Here is an 18,634-nt window from a genome sequence, read left to right as displayed (position 1 = left end):
TAGCTATCTCGTTATATGAGCAATTGGTTAGGTTCTAAATCGATTTACTTGGCTCTCTAGGTGGTGAGCAACCTCGGTTAAGTCGCTCGCCGCGCCAGAAATACTGCTTACAGACTCTTGGTTGCTTTGTGCGATGGTATTTGCACCTTGTGCATTCTCACCCAATGATTTGGTTAAGCAATCTTGCTCGTCGACAGATACTGCGATCTGGCTATTTGCTTGGTTCAGATCTTGAATGTGTTGATTAATCACATGCAAGTTCTGAGAAGCTTGTTGTGCCTGAGTTGAAGCATCGGAAACCGTGCTGTGGCTCTCTTTGATCGACTCTAACGCATCTTTAGCGCCACGCTGTAACGAGGTGATGAGTTCGTCAATCTGGCTTGCAGAATCTTGAGTTCGCTTAGCGAGAGTTCTCACTTCATCGGCTACCACGGCAAACCCACGGCCTTGCTCACCCGCACGAGCGGCTTCAATGGCAGCGTTCAATGCCAATAGGTTGGTTTGCTCAGAAACGCCCTTAATTACTTCAAGAATGGCACCAATATTCATCGACTCTTTGTGTAGGTCAGTCACTTTTTGGCTGCTCACCTGCATGCTTTCATCGGCGCTACCAATCTCATGCAGTGTTTTGTCCACTTCTTTGAGTCCCATAGCGACATTCTCGGTTGCTTGGTTGGCAACTTGAGACGCGTGGTTGGCACTTGCCGCAATTTCAGATGTGCTCGAAGCCAATTGATCAACGGCAGAAGAGATATTGATCATCTCATTGTTCAACTGGGTCGCGTTGGTCGAGCTGTTGTTTGTCACCTGATTAAGTGACTCCGACATCTCACCAATACGCACGCTAGAACGGTTCACTTGACCAACAATATCGCGCAGAGATTCAATCGTAACCTCCATGTTGGTCAGCAGTTCGCCAATCTCATTTTTGCTCTCGATGTTCACTTCAACATTCAGGTTACCCTGAGAAAGCTCATTGGTGATCTGTTTAACCTGTGCGATGCCTTTGGTAATAGAACGAGTCACCAACACAGCGCTCGTCATGCCAATCACCAAAGCCACACCCGTTAGCAAGAAGATGATTTGAACTGAACGTTTTTCACTGGCTTGCAGTTCTGGCGTTAATGCTTGTTTCTGTTGCTCTAGAATACTTTGAGCATCGGCTACCGCGATAGCCAAGCTGTCACCAATCGAGGCAAGAGTCGCAGTTCTTTGCGTGTTCTCGATCATTTGTTGATGAACTTGCTCAAAGCCTTTTGCATACGCTTCGCGCTGGTTAGAGAAATCTTCAATCAGTTCACTTTGGTAAGGGGATGATTTAAGAGATTCAATGTCGCCTTCAATACCTGGTAGCGCGTATTCAAAGATATCTTTACCCGCCTCATAGGTTTTGAGGTCGTTGTTGTTTGAGTAACTCAGTACAGTGATCTTGGCTGCGAGGAAATTCTCCATCAACATGCCCGCGTATAAGCTCGCGTTTGGATCATTGTTATTGTAAGACTCATACAACAAGCTCTGAGCAGCTTTCAGTGCGTTGGTTTCTCGTTGGACCATCTCAACGTTGACCAGTTGGTCTATCAGAAGCTCACTCTGTTTCATTGAACCATAAGCCACATCAAACGCCGCCACACTGTCTTGCACTAATTGCAGGCTAGCTAGGCTATCGGTTTTGGTGGTGGATTGGATTAAGTTGTTGAGCAGTTCATCAATCGCAAGTTTGCTTGATTGATAATTCGTTTCGTACTGTTCATCCAATGACTCTAAGTAACGTTCAGAAGCTAAACGCATCTGAAGAAAGTGCACTTGAATGTTGCTTGATAATGTCGCTTTTTGGCTGAGCTCACTGTATTGGCTAAAGCCGTTCGACAAGGTTTGGATACCTTTGTAACTCACAAAGCCTGAAATGACGAAAAAGAGCAAGCAGATGGCATAACCCAGCTTGATCTTGAGCGCTATAGAAAGGTGGCGCATAACTATCCCTATATTTACCTGATTCCTTCACAGCGGAGTATTTCATAAAACAGCGTTCTGGGCATGCTTGAAGTGAATACTTTGTGTAATAAGTAACGCTTTAGTTAAAAAGTTCAGGTTTTTCGGCATGCTTTCAACGAGTTGCGTATTTGATGGTTCGTGTGTAATTGAGCTAATTTAGTATTAACTTCCATGCACATGATGCGATTTGTCGGTAAAATAGTACAACGCCAATTTTAGACATCGACTCCAAAGGTACGAAATGAACCCTTATAAGCTCTATTTAGTAACGGATGACCAACAAGATTTAGAAACGCTTAAGTTTGTGGTTGAACAAGCGGTTGCGGGTGGCGTCACTATGGTCCAAGTAAGAGAAAAACATGGGGACGTAAGAGCCTTCATTGAACGAGCACAAGCGGTTAAGTCGATTTTGGTTGGCTCCGGTGTTCCGCTGATCATCAATGACCGAGTGGACGTTGCATTGGCTGTCGACGCCGATGGTTTGCATCTGGGGCAATCGGATATGCCTGCAGTGCTGGCTCGTCAGTTGATTGGCCCGGATAAGATTCTTGGGTTATCAATTGAAACTGAACAGCAGCTACAAGAAGCCGATAGTTTGCCGATCGATTACATTGGCCTCAGCGCGTTGTTTGCCACACCAACCAAGCCGAATCTAAAGAAACATTGGGGTTATGAAGGCATTCAAATGGCTTTGAAAACAACGAAGTTGCCGATTGTGGGTATCGGTGGAATTAACGAGTCGAACATTCCGACGTTGGTTAAGACTGGCATTCATGGATTGGCTTTGGTGTCAGCGATATGTCACGCTGAAAACCCAAAACAAGCGACGCGGGATCTGTTGTCTCTGATGGGAGAGTGAAAGGGTTATAGACTAGAAAACAAATGAGGTTAACCATTTGTTTTCTAATTAAAGAACAGGCTAATAGAAAGGCTAAATTGGCCTATCGCTTGAGCTTTTAAGACAATTTATTTAATACACAGTTTGGTTTACTGAGCGCATAAAGCAACAGTACCGATGATCATAATAACGATCGCGGCATACCAGCCGTATTGTGCGGTCTTATCAGCAACAAACACCTTAATATAGTTGAGTTCTTCATGCGCCATTGCAATGAAGTCTGTGTAGTTTATCGATAACTCGCGGCTCGCTTCTTTCAAGTCTTGCTGAAGTTTGTTGAAAGCCTCATCGATGAAGCCTTTTGTTTCTGAAATAGACGGAGTAGCAACCAAAGTTAAGCTATTCCAAACTGCCATACGCGATTCATACTCGCTTTCACTGACACAATTAAGTACGCGTAAATCATACTCTCGTTTGTTACGCTCTTTGCCCATTTTCTCAGGGCAAATATTTCTTAAAACGTTCACGACAAATTTTCCAAAAGGTTCATTTAGATATAAAAAAGCACTCGAAGAGCGCTCATAAACTGGGTGCGAATCAATATTCAAAAGTGATCTATTTGAAGCTTTCACAAGTGGTTGCAGGGCAGGGGCACTTATGTGGGAGATTTGAAGTTGGGTCAGTGATGTTAAAGAGCGATTTGGGTCTGTCTACATTCGTTTGAAAAGACACACCCGGTTGGGATCGCAGTGTAGTTAGGTCACTTTTGGACATCAACTAAGGTGTTTTATCCACACGACAAAGAAAATTATCGGCACGAAAAGCGGAAATGAGGTAGCGGTGGTGAGTTCCACACCGATGTTGAATCTCTGAATTGACGATTTTTTCAAAAATGGAATGGCTTTAAAAAGACAGAGGAGTTTTGAAAATAGAGGTGCTTTCAAAAATAGATGTGCTTTCAAAAATACAGGAGACTAGTTGGCTTGCCATTGATTGTATTGCAGTGAGTGTCCCTTAAGTTGCTCAATCAAGCTGGTCAGCACTGGCCCATTAATGTGGCTGCGAGACACCAAGCAACCCACTGGAGTAATCCAACCACCATGCTCGTGTGCCACTGGCAGTGCTACAAGTTCGCCTTTTTGAATGCCTTCCATCACCATCATTTCAGGCACATTTGCCCAGCCAACGTTCTGTTCAACGAGATCGATGATCGTTTTGTGGTTGTTGGCATACCAAAGCATCGAGCTAATACCGTAGGTGAACCACAGTTCGCGCTGCTTTGAACTGCGATGCACACATTGGCGGTAACGCTTTAGATCTGAGTCTTGTACTACCGACATTTGGCTGAGTTCGTGGGTGGCGGAGCTAACCGTAAGAAAGCGGGCTTGACCCAGTAAGAAGAAGTCCATATCCACTTTAAGTTCACCATCCGCATAGATGATGCCAATCTGCGCTTCGCCACGTCTCACCAGGTCTTCAACATCGAAGGTTGAGGTCGTAATAATATCGAAGTGTGTTATTGGGAACTGATCGGCCAGTGAGCTGATTATCTTAATGAAATTCTTATCTATGATGCTTTCATCAACCGCAATGATCAGTTCGTGCTCATCTTCTTGTGTGAGCGATTCTACTTTTTGGTCGAAGTACTTTTGTTGGTCGAGAATCGACTTAGCGACAGGTAATAACGCTTTACCTGTGTTGGTCAAAACGGGGATGTTTTTCTCTCGGTTAAATAGCTCTTGGTCGATGGCTATTTCGAGATTCGCGATCGACTGGCTGACTCCAGACTGAGCGCGTTTCAGTTTGCGAGCGGCGGCAGAGAAAGAGCCACTTTCACACACAGTGACGAAGACTTTTAATTGCTCAAAACTGTACATGTTATCTCTCGCTCAATACCAAAGGGGGTAATAACTCCTAGGCTATCACTATTCGTGATAGCTGTTAACTTTCTCTTATTATTTCAGGTGACATAATCTCGACCAATCCAACACGTAATAGATTATTTAGAGGAATGTATGAGTACGTTAGAAAGAGTGTTTCACTCTGTGTTATTTGAAGTATTGGCCGTAACACTATCAATTATAGGCTTAGCGATATTTACTGATCATGATGTGAATGCCTTATCAGGAACCATGATAGTTGTTGCGACCATCGCCATGATTTGGAACTACTGTTTCAACCGCATTTTTGATCGCTACTTCACGGGTGAAAAATCAAAGCGTTCGCTCAAGTTACGTGTTTTTCATGTCGTGCTATTTGAGGCAGGCTTGCTGGTGGCGACGATCCCAGTGATGGCTTACTTACTTGATGTGGGGATTTGGCAGGCATTTTTAATGGATATCGGCGTGACCATTTTTATTACCATTTACGCGTTTGTGTTTAATCTGATTTATGATCATGTGCGAGCATTCTGGGTACGCAGAGCGGACTTAGCCGTTCAGTAATCTACCAAGTCAGTAAACACGAGTTTGGCTACTAACCGTTTGTTTATTCGTTATTTTGACGGAGACATCCGGTTAGTAGGTCTAGGTAACGCGGCGTTTGTTCTGCTATCTTAAAAAAGGTGATAATTTGAGTTCGTGAACGAATAGATAAGGGAAAGGATGCCAAATACCCCTCAGATAATGACAGTTGTCGATAAGAAAGAAGTCGAATTGTTCGCGGAACTGTTCAAACATATTGATGGTGAAATCTACACCTTACTACGCAGTGCCCAAATCCCTAATGATATTCTCACCAGTAATGACCATTACGATTATCTCCCTGAGACAACGGTTAAGAACGTGGTCAAGATTATGGGAGAGTCGGCGTCGAGAGAAGAGTTTTCGCTGTTTATGTGGAGTTTTTGCAAGCAAACCTATGTGCCAAGGTTTGTGGCTAAGCTAAGCCAGCAGGATTCATTGAAAAACGCGCTAGACCAATTTGGTGAGCAATTGAAGCTCGTATCCAATGGTGCGAATGTCTATACCAAGCAATCCGGAGGCAAGTGGTGGTTGGTTCGCGAGAAGCCGTTTACTAACGCACCGTGGTTTAAGTTCGCTGAACTGTTCTCTGTTATTTTCATCAACGAGCTACTTTCAGTATTAACACAAGGTCGTTGGAAGCCGTCTGAGGTCGGAATTCAAAATGGCGATCTCGAATGTTTTCAATCTCTACCACAAATGGGCAGTGCTCAGTTTTATACGCATAGACCGGTCACTGCCTTTGAGATCCCTGAAGACATCATGCTTGCACCGATTGTTTTACCCAAAATTGCTCAAGTATCAGATCTCACTAAGCCTTTACCTAGCTCATTCCTGAGCGCTTTTAAGCTTGTTATTAAACCTTATCTCACGATGGGGAAACTCCCAATTAGCTTAGCTTCTGAGATTCTGAATATTCATGTCAGAACGATCCAGCGTCGGTTGGAAAGTGAAGGGGTGGTCTACAAAACCTTGATTGAAGAGATGGTTCTTGAGCAGGTTTTAGAATTGCTTAAGCAGTCCGATTTATCGATTACACAAGTAGGCGCGAAGATGGGGTATTCCGATTCTTCCCACTTTACCCGAGCGTTCAAACGACAGATGAACATGACGCCAAGACAGTACCGAAAAGAGCACAGCTAACCTCGGTAAGCAACAGTACCAAGCTACCAGTAAGAGCTTCGGCAATAATAGCTCCGCAGCGAAACTCTAGCCAATAAGTAAAAACTCCAGCTATTAAGCAGAAACCGGAGCCTGAACGCATAATTATTTATTGTCACCAAATGGCCATTTATCAACCTTGAACACTGGCAGTATCACTACTAAGTTATTGAATGTTGATGAGTTGTTTTTGCCTCGATGTTTTCCCGGAATTTTGATTAGATTTTTGTGATTATCGCGGCTGACAAAAACACCTTTGAAACCTCATGACACTCATTAGTAGTTACGGAATCGTTATGGGAAGTGGACTCCACTCATAAACGGAATCAAGGTGTATAAATGAAAAATGCAGGCTTAAAGCTCTCTGTTGTTGCTCTTTCGTGTTCATTTGCTCTTTCTGCAAATGCCGCATCAACGCTATTTACTAACGTCGATGTATTCAATGGTACTGAAAACAAATTGTACGAAGACCATCATGTATTAGTCGAAGATAATCTTATCAAACAAATCTCTGCGAGCCCGATAGAGGCTGGCGAAGCTGTAGTGATTGACGGCGAAGGCAAAACGTTAATGCCGGGTCTGATCGATGGCCATGCTCACGTCATGATTAACTATAATTTTGGTGACATCGAAACTAATAAAGACCTCACTGACATTTCAATTCATGCGACTCAAGTGGCTAAGCGCTACTTAGATGATGGTTTTACCACTGTTCGTGATATGGGCGGTCCAGCCTTTGGTCTAACTCGTGAAATTGAGGCGGGTAACGTTGTCGGCCCTCGAATTTATCCTTCTGGTGCATTTATCTCTCAAACATCTGGGCATGGTGATTTCCGAGATCGAAGTGACCCAGGTTTTACTCCGAATTCTGTGGGTGACATTTCTAACTTTGAACGTATGGGGATTGGTGCGGTTGCCGATGGCGTACCAGAAGTGTTGAAAGCGACACGATTGAACCTACGAAATGGCGCGACTCAAATCAAGATCATGGCTGGTGGCGGTGGTTCATCTCGATTTGACCCAATAGATACGACTCAATACTCGGTTGATGAGACATGTGCGATTGTTGAAGCCGCTAAAGATTGGAATACCTATGTCGCGGCACACACTTTTAACGATCGATCGGTAAATCGATTATTGGATTGTGGCGTTAAAAGCTTTGAACATGGGTTCTTTATTAATGATGAAACGATGAAGAGAATTGCCAAAGAAGGCGGATATGTTGTTCCTCAAATGTGGGGATTATCGCCAGATTTAGCGAAAAACCCGTTAATGCCAGCTGAGAAATTGCCAATGGTCGCCCAACTTCAAGAAGAATACGGTGATTACGGTAAACGATTGTTAGAAAACAATGTGAAGGTCGTTTTCGCCTCTGACTATGTAGGAGCAGATTCCGATGCAGAGCGAGCTCGTCGTTACGAAATTTACTGGCGCACACAAGCTTTCGGCAGCAACTTTGAAGTATTGAAACAAATGACTTCAACGGCTGGTGAGATGTTGGCGATGTCAGGCCCTAGAGGCACCACACAAGGGAAATTAGGCGTTATTGAAAATGGAGCGGTTGCAGATATCTTATTGATTGATGGTAACCCATTGGAAGACATGGCGGTGATAGGTGCGACTCCGGAATGGTTTGACGCTGATCCTGAATACAAGACCATCGACACTATCAAATTGGTAATGAAAGATGGCGTTGTATACCGCAACGAAATGTAATTTCCGATTCGATTTTTAATCATTTGGTAGGGGAGCTTTTCCTCTACCTACTTCCTTTTTGTTGTGTTTGGTTGGAGTAGATTTTGATGGTTGATTTAAAATCAATATGCTCATTTTTGATGTTCTGTTGTTTGTCATTTTCATCATTGGCTAGTGAAATAAAAGTGACGTACTGGGATGAGTTAGTTCCGAATATGGAGTTAATGGAGGATCCATTTCAAAAGTTAGATAGAAATCAGATGTTTGACATGGCGACTATTGCTCGCTTTAAAGAGGCTCAGTCTAAAGACGGCTTTGTGGCAAGTGACGAAGCAACGCAAGAAATCGTTGAAGTGACAGAGAGGTTGAGAAAACAAAACGTCGATGTTGAAGCGTTATTTGTAGCTCGTGAACAGATTATGAAGCAACGCGAAGCGTTGGGTTCGAAACCCAATACTGAAGTGGTAGGTAGTAAACATCGTATCCCTGGTTACATCACGCCGATTGAAATGGATGGAACTAAGGTGACCAAGTTTTTCTTAGTACCTTCTGCTGGAGCCTGTATCCACACTCCACCACCTCCAGCGAATCAACTGGTGCTGATAGACTACCCGCAAGGCATTGAATTGGTGAGTTTAATGACGCCGGTTTGGGTTGAAGGGCAGTTAACAGGGCACCAATCGAAAGAAAATGTGAATTACTCTGACGGCGCAGCCAACGTGCAGTCGGTCTATGCTATGAAAGCGGACGGTGTAGAACAGTATCAACCTTAGCTAGTGCGTCTAGTTGAATACAATCTATTGTTGGAAGTATCTAAATCACTCAGTGTCATCAAATGATAATTTTCAATGTGAGTAATGAATAAAATAAAACTAACTTAAAAAGCACTGGTGACATGATGAACTCAAGATTCTCTAAAATAAGTATGGCTATTGTGATGGCGGCGGGCCCAATGAGCGGCGTTGTTTACGGCGCTAACTTTGAAGGCCCAGATTCTGTTGAAAATACAATTGCAGAGCAGAAAGCACAAAAGAAATCTTGGAGGGAGTCATTAGCTGAAGATGGTTTTACATTTGGTGCAGATTACTTTGCTTTGGGGCTGACCTCTGGGGATGGGGTTGGCGGCGATAGCGTTGATGCATCGTCGGGTGTGGCACGATTATACGGTTCATGGCATCTATTGGGAAAGGGCACACAGAACTCAGGTAGCCTGGTTTGGAAGGTGGAACATAGGCATGCTTATGGTGATACTGCGCCAAAAGACTATTCATTCGGCCCTCTTGGTTATGTCGGTGCAATTGGCCCTGCATACAGTGACCAAGGGTTCCGTGTTACGGACTTAAATTGGAAGCAAAAAATCAACGATGGCAAAGGCACCATTGTCGTCGGTTGGCAGGATGTAACGAACTATGCGGATGTTTACGCTCTAGCAAGCCCGTGGTCTGGCTTTACTAACTTGGCATTCTCGACAGGCTCTGGTGCGATGGGCTTGCCGGATGACGGTGTATTGGCCCTTTCTGCCGGTCATATGCTAGGCGAAAACTTTTATGTGGTCGGTGGTATCGCTGATGCAAATGGTCAGTCAGATGATATTTTTGATGGCTTTGATAGCGCTTTTGGTAGTGATGCGTCTTACTTTACAACACTTGAATTAGGTTGGACGGCTTCACAAGAACTGATTTATACCGATAACTTCCATGTGACGTTCTGGGACTTTGGTGACGATACTCGTCACAGTAATAGCCTTGCTGCGGAAGGTGGCTCGGGCGTTAACTTCTCATGGAGTCAGTTCATGAATGATCAAGTTATGCCGTTTGTACGTGGTGGTTTCTCTGAAGGGGACGTTGCCCTTTACGATAAATCGATTTCTGTTGGTATGGGTTACTTTGGATTAGGAAAACCAACCAACAATTTAGGCGTGGCACTTAATTGGGCAGAAGTGAATGGTGATTCTTTTGCAGCTGATGCGAAAGCAATAAGTGGTAATACAGAGCAATGGACGGCTGAAATTTACTACAACATGCAACTCAACGATTTCATCCAAGTGACACCTGATATTCAATACATTAAAGATCCTGCGTTCTCCAATGAAAGTAGCGCTTGGGTGTTTGGTGTTAGAGCGAGAGTCTTTATCTAACTTCTCTGTTTGTTAATCGCTGAAACGTAAAGAATAGATGTAAAAAGTGAGCCTGTTTGGCTCACTTTTTTTGTCTTAGGTCTGTATCAAAAGCGGCTATGCTTTTTCGGCTTTGGGCGTGTCATCGAGTGCGAAGTAGATCTTTGAAACGATAATCTCTGCGACCAAAATAGTGAATACCACAGCGAAGAACGCCACCACACCATTCCATGGGCCTGTAAAGTCTACCTTGTCGCCAAACAAGATATTGATGGCTTCCAGCATTACAAACTTAGAACCTACTAAGATGACGTAACTGGATAAACCACGATAAATCTTAGGCGCAGTGCCGGGTTTAGACTTGAAGTAATCTGCGAGCTTATGTTCTAAGCCAATAGACAGTTTGAGCAGGAGTTGTAGCAGAATCGCAGCTGCAAATGAGATGGTGAAAGACTCGATATTGACGAAGTCCCAGTATTCATCAAAAAAATTAAGAACGGTTAAATCGACGAGTACCGCAAGCGTGTATCCGACAAAGAGTCGTTGGGGCGTATTAAATCCATATACTTTTTCTATATTGCTCATCTACTTCTTCCTGAGTAAAGGGTTATAAAAAACTTAGGAGTTAATCCTATAATTTTCAAACGCTTATTGTTTTATATGCGAAACAAGTCTTAAAGTCAGTTTGGCGCATTATGGTAAGTAAGGGTTTTAAGAATGATCCAAGATAAGACTCCAATTTAGACAGAGGCGCATATGATTATTCATTTTAGAATCCAAGACGTAGAAGAACTTTGGGGAGCCATCGATTTAGCAACGCTCTTGCAGTTGGAACTGAGAGCAGTATCAACCACACCGTTAACTCTCTGATTGAATTAGTTAAGTTACCAATTACACTTGAAGCATAAGTTTGAATGGAGTCAACTTAATGCTTTCACCCCTATCGCACTATCCCCGTTCTATTATTCTGCTCTTAATGGGCCTCAGTTCTTCCTCGGCCTATGCATCCAATGAATTGATTCAGAACCGCTTAGAGAAGATATTTTCTGTGTCAATTGCGCTGACTGACAGCGATGCCATTTCAATTGGCTTTGTGGATTTTGATCCTAATTCGTTTATCAATTTAAACGACAGCGGTTTTGGCTCAGATAAAACCATCGATACTCGAAGCCAAGTGAGTGTGGGCTCCATCCCTTACTCTTCCGTGATTAAAACGGATGACCCTGACTTTGACCTTATTTGGTCCGTACGAGGGTCTTATGCGCTTTCTGAACAGGATATTGAGATTTCATCAGATGTGACTCCTGACCGTCGTGTTAACCCAAATGAAGACTCGGTATTGGGCCTGTATGGCTTTTTCGGAGGGCAAAACCATTTAAACCAACATTGGTCTATCGCCTATGGCTTAGGCACTCACTTGCTCTATTACCGCAATAAATACGAATACAACAACAGCTACTCTCAAGCATTTCAATCTCAGCTAGACGGCTACGCGTTGAATACATCAGCATGGGCGCTTGTTGCAGAACCTTCAGTCAAACTTCAATACTTGCAACCAAAGGAGTGGGGCAGTTGGAATGTGTCTTCCAGAGTTCGTTACTTTTATGGAACAGGCTGGGGCGAAGCGAACGATGGCGATATCGGTAACCCAGAAGGGATGCGATTTATTAATGAACTCGAGTTTAGGCAAAATGTAGCGCTCGATGCTTGGTCGCTTAATAACCCTCAAATCCACTATAACTTAACAAGAATCGATGTCGCGGGTGATTTGACTGCTCCTTTAGATACGCACTATTACTATGAATTCGGGGCCGGATTAGTATTTGATGTGCCTTACGATTCTTACTTTTTTGACAACTTCGGGATTGGAATTAACTTCAATTATGGCAGCTCACTCAGTGGCGGTAGCTTGTTGTTCTTACTCAATAATTAGTTGTTCCCGATTAATAACTAGCTCTTTCTATTAAACAACTCGTTTCTTCTGATCAATAGTTAGCATAAGCCTATGCGCTTAATGTTCGATATGTAATTTGAATTTGTATGTGTCGTAAAATGGTAAATATCTTAGTGGAAACTTAGCCATCATAGTTATTCGCCCATCACTAGAGCAGACTATGAATAAGTTAAGTTTGGACCGAAAAATGCCGCTATACGTGGTGTCTACACTTGCCCTTAATATGGCAGTTAGCTTGTGGTTATTGAGTAAGGCTTCTTCGGCAGTCATGGCTTTTTCTGTGTGCGCGTTGTTTTTGCTCAGCACCCTCATTACTGCACGCCTATATCAACATGAAATGGCTCAAAGCAATAATAGCTTGTCGGAAGCGATCATTGATGGCGTCGCTGGTTTTATTGTCCTCGATAGTCAATTGAGGGTAATACAAGTTAATCAACAATTCTCTAGAGTTTCAGGTTATGCCTTTAATCAAGTCGAGTCTCGCCCGATTTCTGATCTCTGTTTTATGAATAACAGCAGTTTAATATCGACCATTACTCGCTAACTCAAGGAAAACCAGAGATGGAAGGGTGAGTTGAGTGGAGTCAGTCGACTTGGTGAACATTTTACTGTGAATGTGGTTGTCGAAAAGTTAGTTGAAATACTGTCGCACAATAATAAATATGTGGTGACCTTTACCGATATTAGTCGACGCAAAGTATTAGAACGTCGATTAAGAATGTTGGTGGACACAGATTCTCTCACAGGGTGCTGGAACCGCCGCCGTTTTGATAAAGATCTTAACCATTATTCAAACTTAGCGGAGCGTTATGGTTACACGCACTCTTGTTTGGCGTTAATCGATTTAGATCATTTCAAGGCCATCAATGATAATCATGGTCATGACCAAGGTGATTCAGCGCTGAAAGAGGTCGCTGAACTGTTGAGAAACAACAGCCGAGACACTGACATCGTCGCGCGAGTAGGCGGAGAAGAGTTCGCTATCTTGATGCCTGAAACCAATTTAGCAGAAGCGTTTGAGGCGATGTATCGATTGAAAGAAGTGATTACCAAAGGAACAACATTGAACCTGACTGTGAGCAGTGGTGTGTCTGAAATACAGGCGCAAGCCGAAGCGACCTATCGCAGTGCAGATAAGGCGCTTTATCGTGCTAAAGGTAACGGGCGAAATAGAGTGTGTAGCTCTAGCTCGGGCTGTGCTACTCCAATTGCCCTTGGTTAGATGCAGGCCGCGCTTGGTTAATCAATCTAGCGGTATCTAAGCCGAGATTGAGCGTTGGTAAATCTTCGGAGTAAGACCAGACACACGCTTAAACGCACGAGAAAAATGAGAGATGTTGGTGTAACCGAGCTGGCTAGAGATGTAGGTCAGCGTGTGACCCTCTTCCATCAGTTCGCAAGCTACCGAAAACATCAGGTTCTCTTTGATTTTTCGATAAGTGGTGTTTTCGTTCTTGAGTTTGCGTTGGAACGTTCGCACCGAAAAGTTGAGTAGCTCAGCGGCTTCTTCAAGAGAGAGGTCTTGTTCTTTCATGTACGGCTTTAGAAGCTCATAAACGCTATCGGTAAAGCTGGTATGCCACTCAATAAGTGTCGGTTTAGCACTGAGCTCTTTAGAGGTTAGGCGAATTGGGAGTTGTAATATTTCTTCAGGAATAAGTACAGCCGTCGACGATTGATCAACAAACAGTTGGCAGCTACTTGGCACCAGTGTTTTGACGACATCGATGTCATGTCCTTGCAGACGCACCTTATTAGGTAACCATGGTGATTGGGATAAAATAGTTATTAATTCAATGATATACGTAATCGCAAAAGCTTCTCCCCATTGAAACATAGGGGAATTGTCTTCCGGGGCAGTACGGCAAAACCAGCTCTGACCGTGTTCTTGAATAAACTCGACTTTGCTGCCTGGGGAGTCGTAGGCAAAGATTGAATTGATCTGTTTTAGTGCATCACCAATGGTTTCGAATTCGGTAAATTGATGCAAGACATTTGGGATGATTCGACGTCGAAATGCAAGTCCAAGAATATCGGTGAACCGAGATACGCCGAGTTGTGCCGATGTAAGATAAATCAAACGCTTAATGGATTCCGATGGCACAAAATCACTTTCTGATTCGATAAGGTCGGGTGGTAAACCGGAATCTTTCAGCAACAGATGTAAATCAAGACCATAGTCAGAAAAAACCTGAACCAGAATTTTAGCGTAGTTCGTTTGAATTACCGGGACTTGGTAGTGACTAGAGGTCATTGGAATACAATCCTGTATATATTGTTGCATTATTAGACGTGCATATCATTTGCAACGTTTTGTTTATTAAATCTAACCCTATTTACTTGAGTTTTCCATCGCTGGGTTTATTTTTAAAGTATTAATTTTGTTGATGTTAGTTATCTATAAGGGAGTCCCATGTCAGAAGTCAAAGGGAATAAGCAAGAAGCCAATGAAGAAGTTGGCCAGCAAGAAAATGGAAAAGACAAAGTAAGAAAGGTCACAAACTACCTATTGTTGTTTGTTGCATTCATGTTGATCTTCAGTGTCATTTCAGACCGAATCATCCCTATTACTGATAATGCTCGTGTAAAAGGTTATATCGTTCCAATCAAGCCAGAGGTGTCGGGTAAAGTACTCGATATACTGGTTCAACCTAACCAACTGGTTAATCAAGGCGACAAGTTAGCCATTTTAGATGAGTCTGATTACAAAATTGCAGTACAACAAGCCGAGCAAAATTTAGAGATTGCAGGCCAAAATGTCGGTGCTCAAACCGCGAGCATTGCTTCAGCTCAAGCGAAACTCACTTCAGCGATTGTTGAAAGACAAAACACCAAACTGCAAGCCAAGCGTGTTTTAGAGATGGCAGACAAAGGTGTGGTTTCTAAATCAGATGCAGATAAAGCGCGAGCAGCATTAGCGACCTCTCGAGCAGCTGTTGTGAATGCAGAGGCTGATCTTGAAGGTGCGAAGCAACAAATGGGCAAAGAAGGCCAAGAAAATAGCCAAGTGAAAGCGGCGTTGCTGGCACTTGAACAAGCTCAATTGAACCTAGAGCGCACCGTGATAACCGCGCCGACACAAGGTGGTGTTTCTAACTTTAGCCTGTCTGAAGGTTTTTATGCATCGGCAGGGCAAGCAATCATGACCTTTGTTTCAACCGAAGATATTTGGATTGAAGCTTATTATCGAGAGAACAGCCTAGGTAATGTAACGGTCGGTGATGAAGTTGAAGTGGCATTGGATTTCGCACCGGGCAAAGTGGTAAAAGGGCGCGTAAGTAGCATCGATTGGGGTGTTGATTGGGGGCAAAATGATCAAGCAGGTAAGCTTGCGCAAGCTAGCCAACAAACGGGTTGGTTGCGCCAAACACAGATGCTTCCTATCACCATTGAATTTGATAATGAAGAAGTGACAGGCATGCTCCGAGTGGGTGGCCAAGCGGATGTGATTGTTTATAGCGGCGATAACTTTGTGTTCAACGCGATAGGCAAAGTATGGATTCGTCTGATTAGCGTATTGTCTTATGTCCGATAAGCCGATTCCTGACCAACAAACACAGCAACGTATCCTGCGATTTACTGTCGGGGTTACGTTGGCTGTTTTCTTGGCGGCGTGGATAAACTGGCCACTTGCGTTTGTGGCGCCAGTGTTCACTGCTAAGTTCTTAATTGATAAATCAAATCTCCATAAGGAAACGGTCTACGAATTGCTCTTGGCCGTTGTGGTGACGATGGGGTTAGGTTTATTGCTGTCGCGAGGGATTACCCATTACCCGATCCCATTGCTGATTTTAGTGGGGCTAATGATGCTTTGGGGGTACTACTTGTTTGTCGACCCTAAATGGAACCTTTTCGCCACCATATTGTTGATTGCTGTCTTGATGTTGCCATTCATGGCGATTGATAACCCTGGCGTTTCGGTAATGCTGGCATCTGGCTTGGCGACCTCTGGTGTGGTTTCAGTGATGCTTTTTGCGTTAGTGCATGTGTTTTTCCCTGAGCCTAAATCGGAGTTCTCAGGCTTCGCTGCGGCGCCACTCGAAAAGAAACAGCGTTGGTATGCAGCCTTTAGGGCGATGATTATCTCCTATCCAGTGGTATGTTTTTTCTTTATCTTTCAAATATCTGAAGCTTTATTGACAATGATGTTCATTGCGCTGTTATCGTTGATGATTACGTCAGAGAAGTCGATAAAGTTGAGTGCTTTTCTAGTGATAAGTAACGGTATCGGGGGATTGCTCGCGATAGCGGCTTTTTCAATCCTTTCGATTGTTCCTAATATTATCTTCTACTCTTTATTCATAGGCTTGGTCGCTATTGTGATCGCCAAGAAGATCTACACGGTTCCCGAAAAAGCGCCGATTTTCGCCACTGCATTTAGTACGTTGTTAGTACTTGTCGGTAGCACTTTGATGAGCTCAGGCGACATCGATAGCAACACTCTTATACGCATATTCCAATTAGTGTTAATTGGTATATATATGATTTTGGCTTCTTTATTCCTAGAAACTCGGAATTGGAAGTTCCTGCAAAATCAGCCTTAATTATGTCTTACAAGGACGTCTCATGAAGTTAACCGATGATTTTTCAAAACAGGCGATAGACGCTGCCATCAAGATCGCAGCGATTGCCATGCTCGTGTATTGGTGTTTCTCGATTTTGCGCCCATTTATTCTGTTGGTTATTTGGGGGGCGATCATTGCGACTGCGCTCTATCCAGTTGCTGTCGCGATTTCAAATAAGACGGGAATGTCGAAAGGAAAAGCCAGCGCATTACTGAGCTTTATCGGAGTCCTGTTACTGCTCATTCCTTTAGTTGCGCTCTCTTCCGGTATTTACACCAGTGCTTCGGACCTAATGACAGGGCTACAGGACGGAACCTTGTCTCTGCCGAAACCCAAAGAGTCCTTGCAAGATATCCCATTAGTTGGCGAAAGAGTCTATGCCGCCTTGGTCCATGCTTCTTCGAATATAGAGGGCGTGTTTATCACGTATGCAGACGAACTTAAGATATTTGCTTCTAAAATGGCATCGATCTTAGGTTCATTGGGCGGTGGTTTTGTCCAATTTATTATCTCAACCATCATTGCAGGTGCGTTCATGAGTAACGCCGATAAATGCAAAACCGGTGTGACTCACTTAGTGGTTCGTTTAACGGATGGCAAAGGCGTAGAGCTCGTGCAGTTATCTAAATCGACTGTGCGCAGCGTTGTGCAAGGTGTGATTGGTGTTGCTGTGATTCAATCTATCATGTCGGCAATTGGTTTGGTCATCGCGGGTGTTCCAGCCGCGGCATTGTGGGCGCTAGCGGTGTTACTGGTCGCTATTATTCAGTTGCCGCCGATTCTTGCTTTGTTACCTGCCATTATTTACATGTTCAGTGTTGAATCGACACTGGCGGCGAGCTTGTTCTTAGTGTGGTGTATTTTGGTGAGCGGCAGTGACGCTATCTTGAAGCCAGTACTACTGAGCCGAGGGTCTCACATTCCAATGTTGGTGATTTTGCTTGGTGCGTTGGGCGGAATGGCGATGTCAGGCATCGTTGGTCTGTTTGTTGGTGCTGTGATACTGAGTTTAAGCTATGAGCTGATGATGGCGTGGCTTGGGCTTGAAGAGAAAAACCAACAAGAAACTGAGAAAAAACCAGCAGAGGCAGAGGAAAAATAGATGAAGCCAGTCTCTAAAGACGACAACTTCTACTTCTTATTCTATGCACTGTTGGTGTTGTTTTTTGGTTGCGCGGTGATGCAGCAGTTTTATCCGCAAGGCCAAAAAACAATCCTATTTCTCATCATCATTACGCTAGCGAGTTCAATTGTTGGTATCCATAAAGAGCGAGCCTTGTATCGCTCTTGGTATGGGCTGTTATTGATTACGGCGCTAGTGTCTGGTGTGTTTTCGTTTTTGGAAGGCTATAACCTGTCGATAGTGACGCTATCAGCGTTGGCTGTGTTCTTGTTTTCACACATTTACTCGGCGTTGAAACAGGTGATGAAAGCCAAAACGGTGACGCCCAATCACATTATTGGGTCAATCTGTATTTACTTGTTGTTGGGGTTCGCTTGGTCGACCATCTACTTGTTGATTTTAGAAATATTTCCCAACGCCTTTAATGGGTTAGAAGAGCAAATCTGGCTAACCAATTTGTTTAATGCGATGTACTTTAGCTTTATCACGTTGACTACGGTTGGTTATGGTGACATATCACCGGCATTACCTATTGCTCAGTTCTTTGTGTTTATGGAATCCATTATCGGCAGTTTTTACTTGGCCATAATGGTGGCAAGTTTGGTGAGTATTCGGCTTACACAGTCTCAATCCCAATAGAGCGGATACAAATAATAGATCATATACAAACAAGCCCGGCAATTGCCGGGCTTGTTCTGTTTTACGCTTTTTAAAGTCAAACCTAGCTT

Annotated in this window: 16 protein-coding genes and 1 pseudogene; 12 read left to right on the top strand and 5 right to left on the bottom strand. The window is 43.6% G+C overall.

The features are described 5' to 3' along the window. Positions 1 to 27 precede the first annotated feature (27 nt). Complete coding sequence (locus tag L3V36_RS08855) at positions 28 to 1,971, bottom strand: methyl-accepting chemotaxis protein (RefSeq protein ID WP_208775397.1); 1,944 nt, start codon at positions 1,969 to 1,971, stop codon at positions 28 to 30. A gap of 262 nt (positions 1,972 to 2,233) precedes the next feature. On the opposite strand from L3V36_RS08855, the gene thiE reads away from it, so the two are divergent. Further along, positions 2,234 to 2,851, top strand: a complete 618-nt coding sequence (gene thiE / locus L3V36_RS08850; protein ID WP_208775399.1) for a thiamine phosphate synthase — start codon at positions 2,234 to 2,236, stop codon at positions 2,849 to 2,851. A gap of 128 nt (positions 2,852 to 2,979) precedes the next feature. On the opposite strand, the gene L3V36_RS08845 is transcribed toward thiE, so the two are convergent. Together L3V36_RS08845 and L3V36_RS08840 are read right to left on the bottom strand one after the other, a co-directional pair. After that, positions 2,980 to 3,324, bottom strand: coding sequence for a thiamine-phosphate diphosphorylase (locus tag L3V36_RS08845; RefSeq protein ID WP_208775447.1), 345 nt, complete (start codon positions 3,322 to 3,324; stop codon positions 2,980 to 2,982). A 480-nt stretch (positions 3,325 to 3,804) separates the two neighbouring features. Next, positions 3,805 to 4,707 carry a LysR family transcriptional regulator gene (locus L3V36_RS08840; protein ID WP_182796322.1) on the bottom strand — a complete coding sequence of 301 codons (903 nt, stop codon included), beginning with the start codon at positions 4,705 to 4,707 and terminating at the stop codon, positions 3,805 to 3,807. Between the two features lie 138 nt (positions 4,708 to 4,845). Here L3V36_RS08840 and L3V36_RS08835 point away from each other — a divergent pair, with 138 nt between their 5' ends. From L3V36_RS08835 to L3V36_RS08815, 5 genes are all read left to right on the top strand, one after another. Then, entirely contained in the window at positions 4,846 to 5,274 is a 429-nt protein-coding gene (locus tag L3V36_RS08835; protein WP_208775401.1) for a PACE efflux transporter, read from the top strand. Between the two features lie 180 nt (positions 5,275 to 5,454). Continuing rightward, entirely contained in the window at positions 5,455 to 6,435 is a 981-nt protein-coding gene (locus L3V36_RS08830) for a helix-turn-helix transcriptional regulator (protein ID WP_102547795.1), read from the top strand. 357 nt (positions 6,436 to 6,792) lie between these two features. Next, the gene (locus L3V36_RS08825; protein WP_076647861.1) at positions 6,793 to 8,169 is read left to right on the top strand and encodes an amidohydrolase family protein; all 1,377 of its coding nucleotides are present in this window, start codon (positions 6,793 to 6,795) and stop codon (positions 8,167 to 8,169) included. 86 nt (positions 8,170 to 8,255) lie between these two features. Next, on the top strand, positions 8,256 to 8,921 hold the full coding sequence (locus tag L3V36_RS08820) for a DUF3299 domain-containing protein (protein WP_102458758.1): 666 nt from the start codon (positions 8,256 to 8,258) through the stop codon (positions 8,919 to 8,921). Between the two features lie 164 nt (positions 8,922 to 9,085). Next, the gene (locus L3V36_RS08815) at positions 9,086 to 10,285 is read left to right on the top strand and encodes a carbohydrate porin (RefSeq protein WP_208775449.1); all 1,200 of its coding nucleotides are present in this window, start codon (positions 9,086 to 9,088) and stop codon (positions 10,283 to 10,285) included. A gap of 96 nt (positions 10,286 to 10,381) precedes the next feature. On the opposite strand, the gene L3V36_RS08810 is transcribed toward L3V36_RS08815, so the two are convergent. Further along, positions 10,382 to 10,849 (bottom strand): hypothetical protein, encoded by a 468-nt coding sequence (locus L3V36_RS08810; protein WP_004731619.1) that lies wholly within the window; start codon positions 10,847 to 10,849, stop codon positions 10,382 to 10,384. A gap of 343 nt (positions 10,850 to 11,192) precedes the next feature. Between L3V36_RS08810 and L3V36_RS08805 the strand changes: the two genes are divergently transcribed. Together L3V36_RS08805 and L3V36_RS08800 are read left to right on the top strand one after the other, a co-directional pair. Then, positions 11,193 to 12,197, top strand: a complete 1,005-nt coding sequence (locus L3V36_RS08805) for a Solitary outer membrane autotransporter beta-barrel domain (protein ID WP_054545669.1) — start codon at positions 11,193 to 11,195, stop codon at positions 12,195 to 12,197. Between the two features lie 181 nt (positions 12,198 to 12,378). Continuing rightward, positions 12,379 to 13,440, top strand: a pseudogene (locus L3V36_RS08800) (sensor domain-containing diguanylate cyclase). Positions 13,441 to 13,476: 36 nt separating this feature from the next. On the opposite strand, the gene L3V36_RS08795 reads toward L3V36_RS08800, so the two are convergent. Continuing rightward, positions 13,477 to 14,472, bottom strand: a complete 996-nt coding sequence (locus L3V36_RS08795) for a helix-turn-helix domain-containing protein (protein WP_004731614.1) — start codon at positions 14,470 to 14,472, stop codon at positions 13,477 to 13,479. 159 nt (positions 14,473 to 14,631) lie between these two features. On the opposite strand from L3V36_RS08795, the gene L3V36_RS08790 reads away from it, so the two are divergent. The 4 genes from L3V36_RS08790 to L3V36_RS08775 are packed head-to-tail and all read left to right on the top strand — an operon-like array spanning position 14,632 to position 18,545. Continuing rightward, entirely contained in the window at positions 14,632 to 15,753 is a 1,122-nt protein-coding gene (locus tag L3V36_RS08790; RefSeq protein WP_208775403.1) for an HlyD family secretion protein, read from the top strand. Next, a complete protein-coding gene (locus L3V36_RS08785; protein WP_065605454.1) occupies positions 15,743 to 16,762 on the top strand; it encodes a DUF2955 domain-containing protein in 1,020 nt (339 codons plus the stop codon). The genes L3V36_RS08790 and L3V36_RS08785 overlap by 11 nt, the downstream gene beginning before the upstream one ends. A 22-nt stretch (positions 16,763 to 16,784) precedes the next feature. Continuing rightward, positions 16,785 to 17,885, top strand: a complete 1,101-nt coding sequence (locus L3V36_RS08780; protein ID WP_208775405.1) for an AI-2E family transporter — start codon at positions 16,785 to 16,787, stop codon at positions 17,883 to 17,885. Then, on the top strand, positions 17,886 to 18,545 hold the full coding sequence (locus L3V36_RS08775) for a potassium channel family protein (RefSeq protein WP_004731606.1): 660 nt from the start codon (positions 17,886 to 17,888) through the stop codon (positions 18,543 to 18,545). Positions 18,546 to 18,634: the final 89 nt, after the last annotated feature.

Source organism: Vibrio sp. G-C-1, from assembly GCF_021728015.1.
In the GTDB taxonomy this organism is placed as follows: Bacteria; Pseudomonadota; Gammaproteobacteria; order Enterobacterales; family Vibrionaceae; genus Vibrio; species Vibrio splendidus.
Note: the sequence above shows the minus strand (reverse complement) of the source record. Positions and strands in the feature narration are given on the sequence as shown.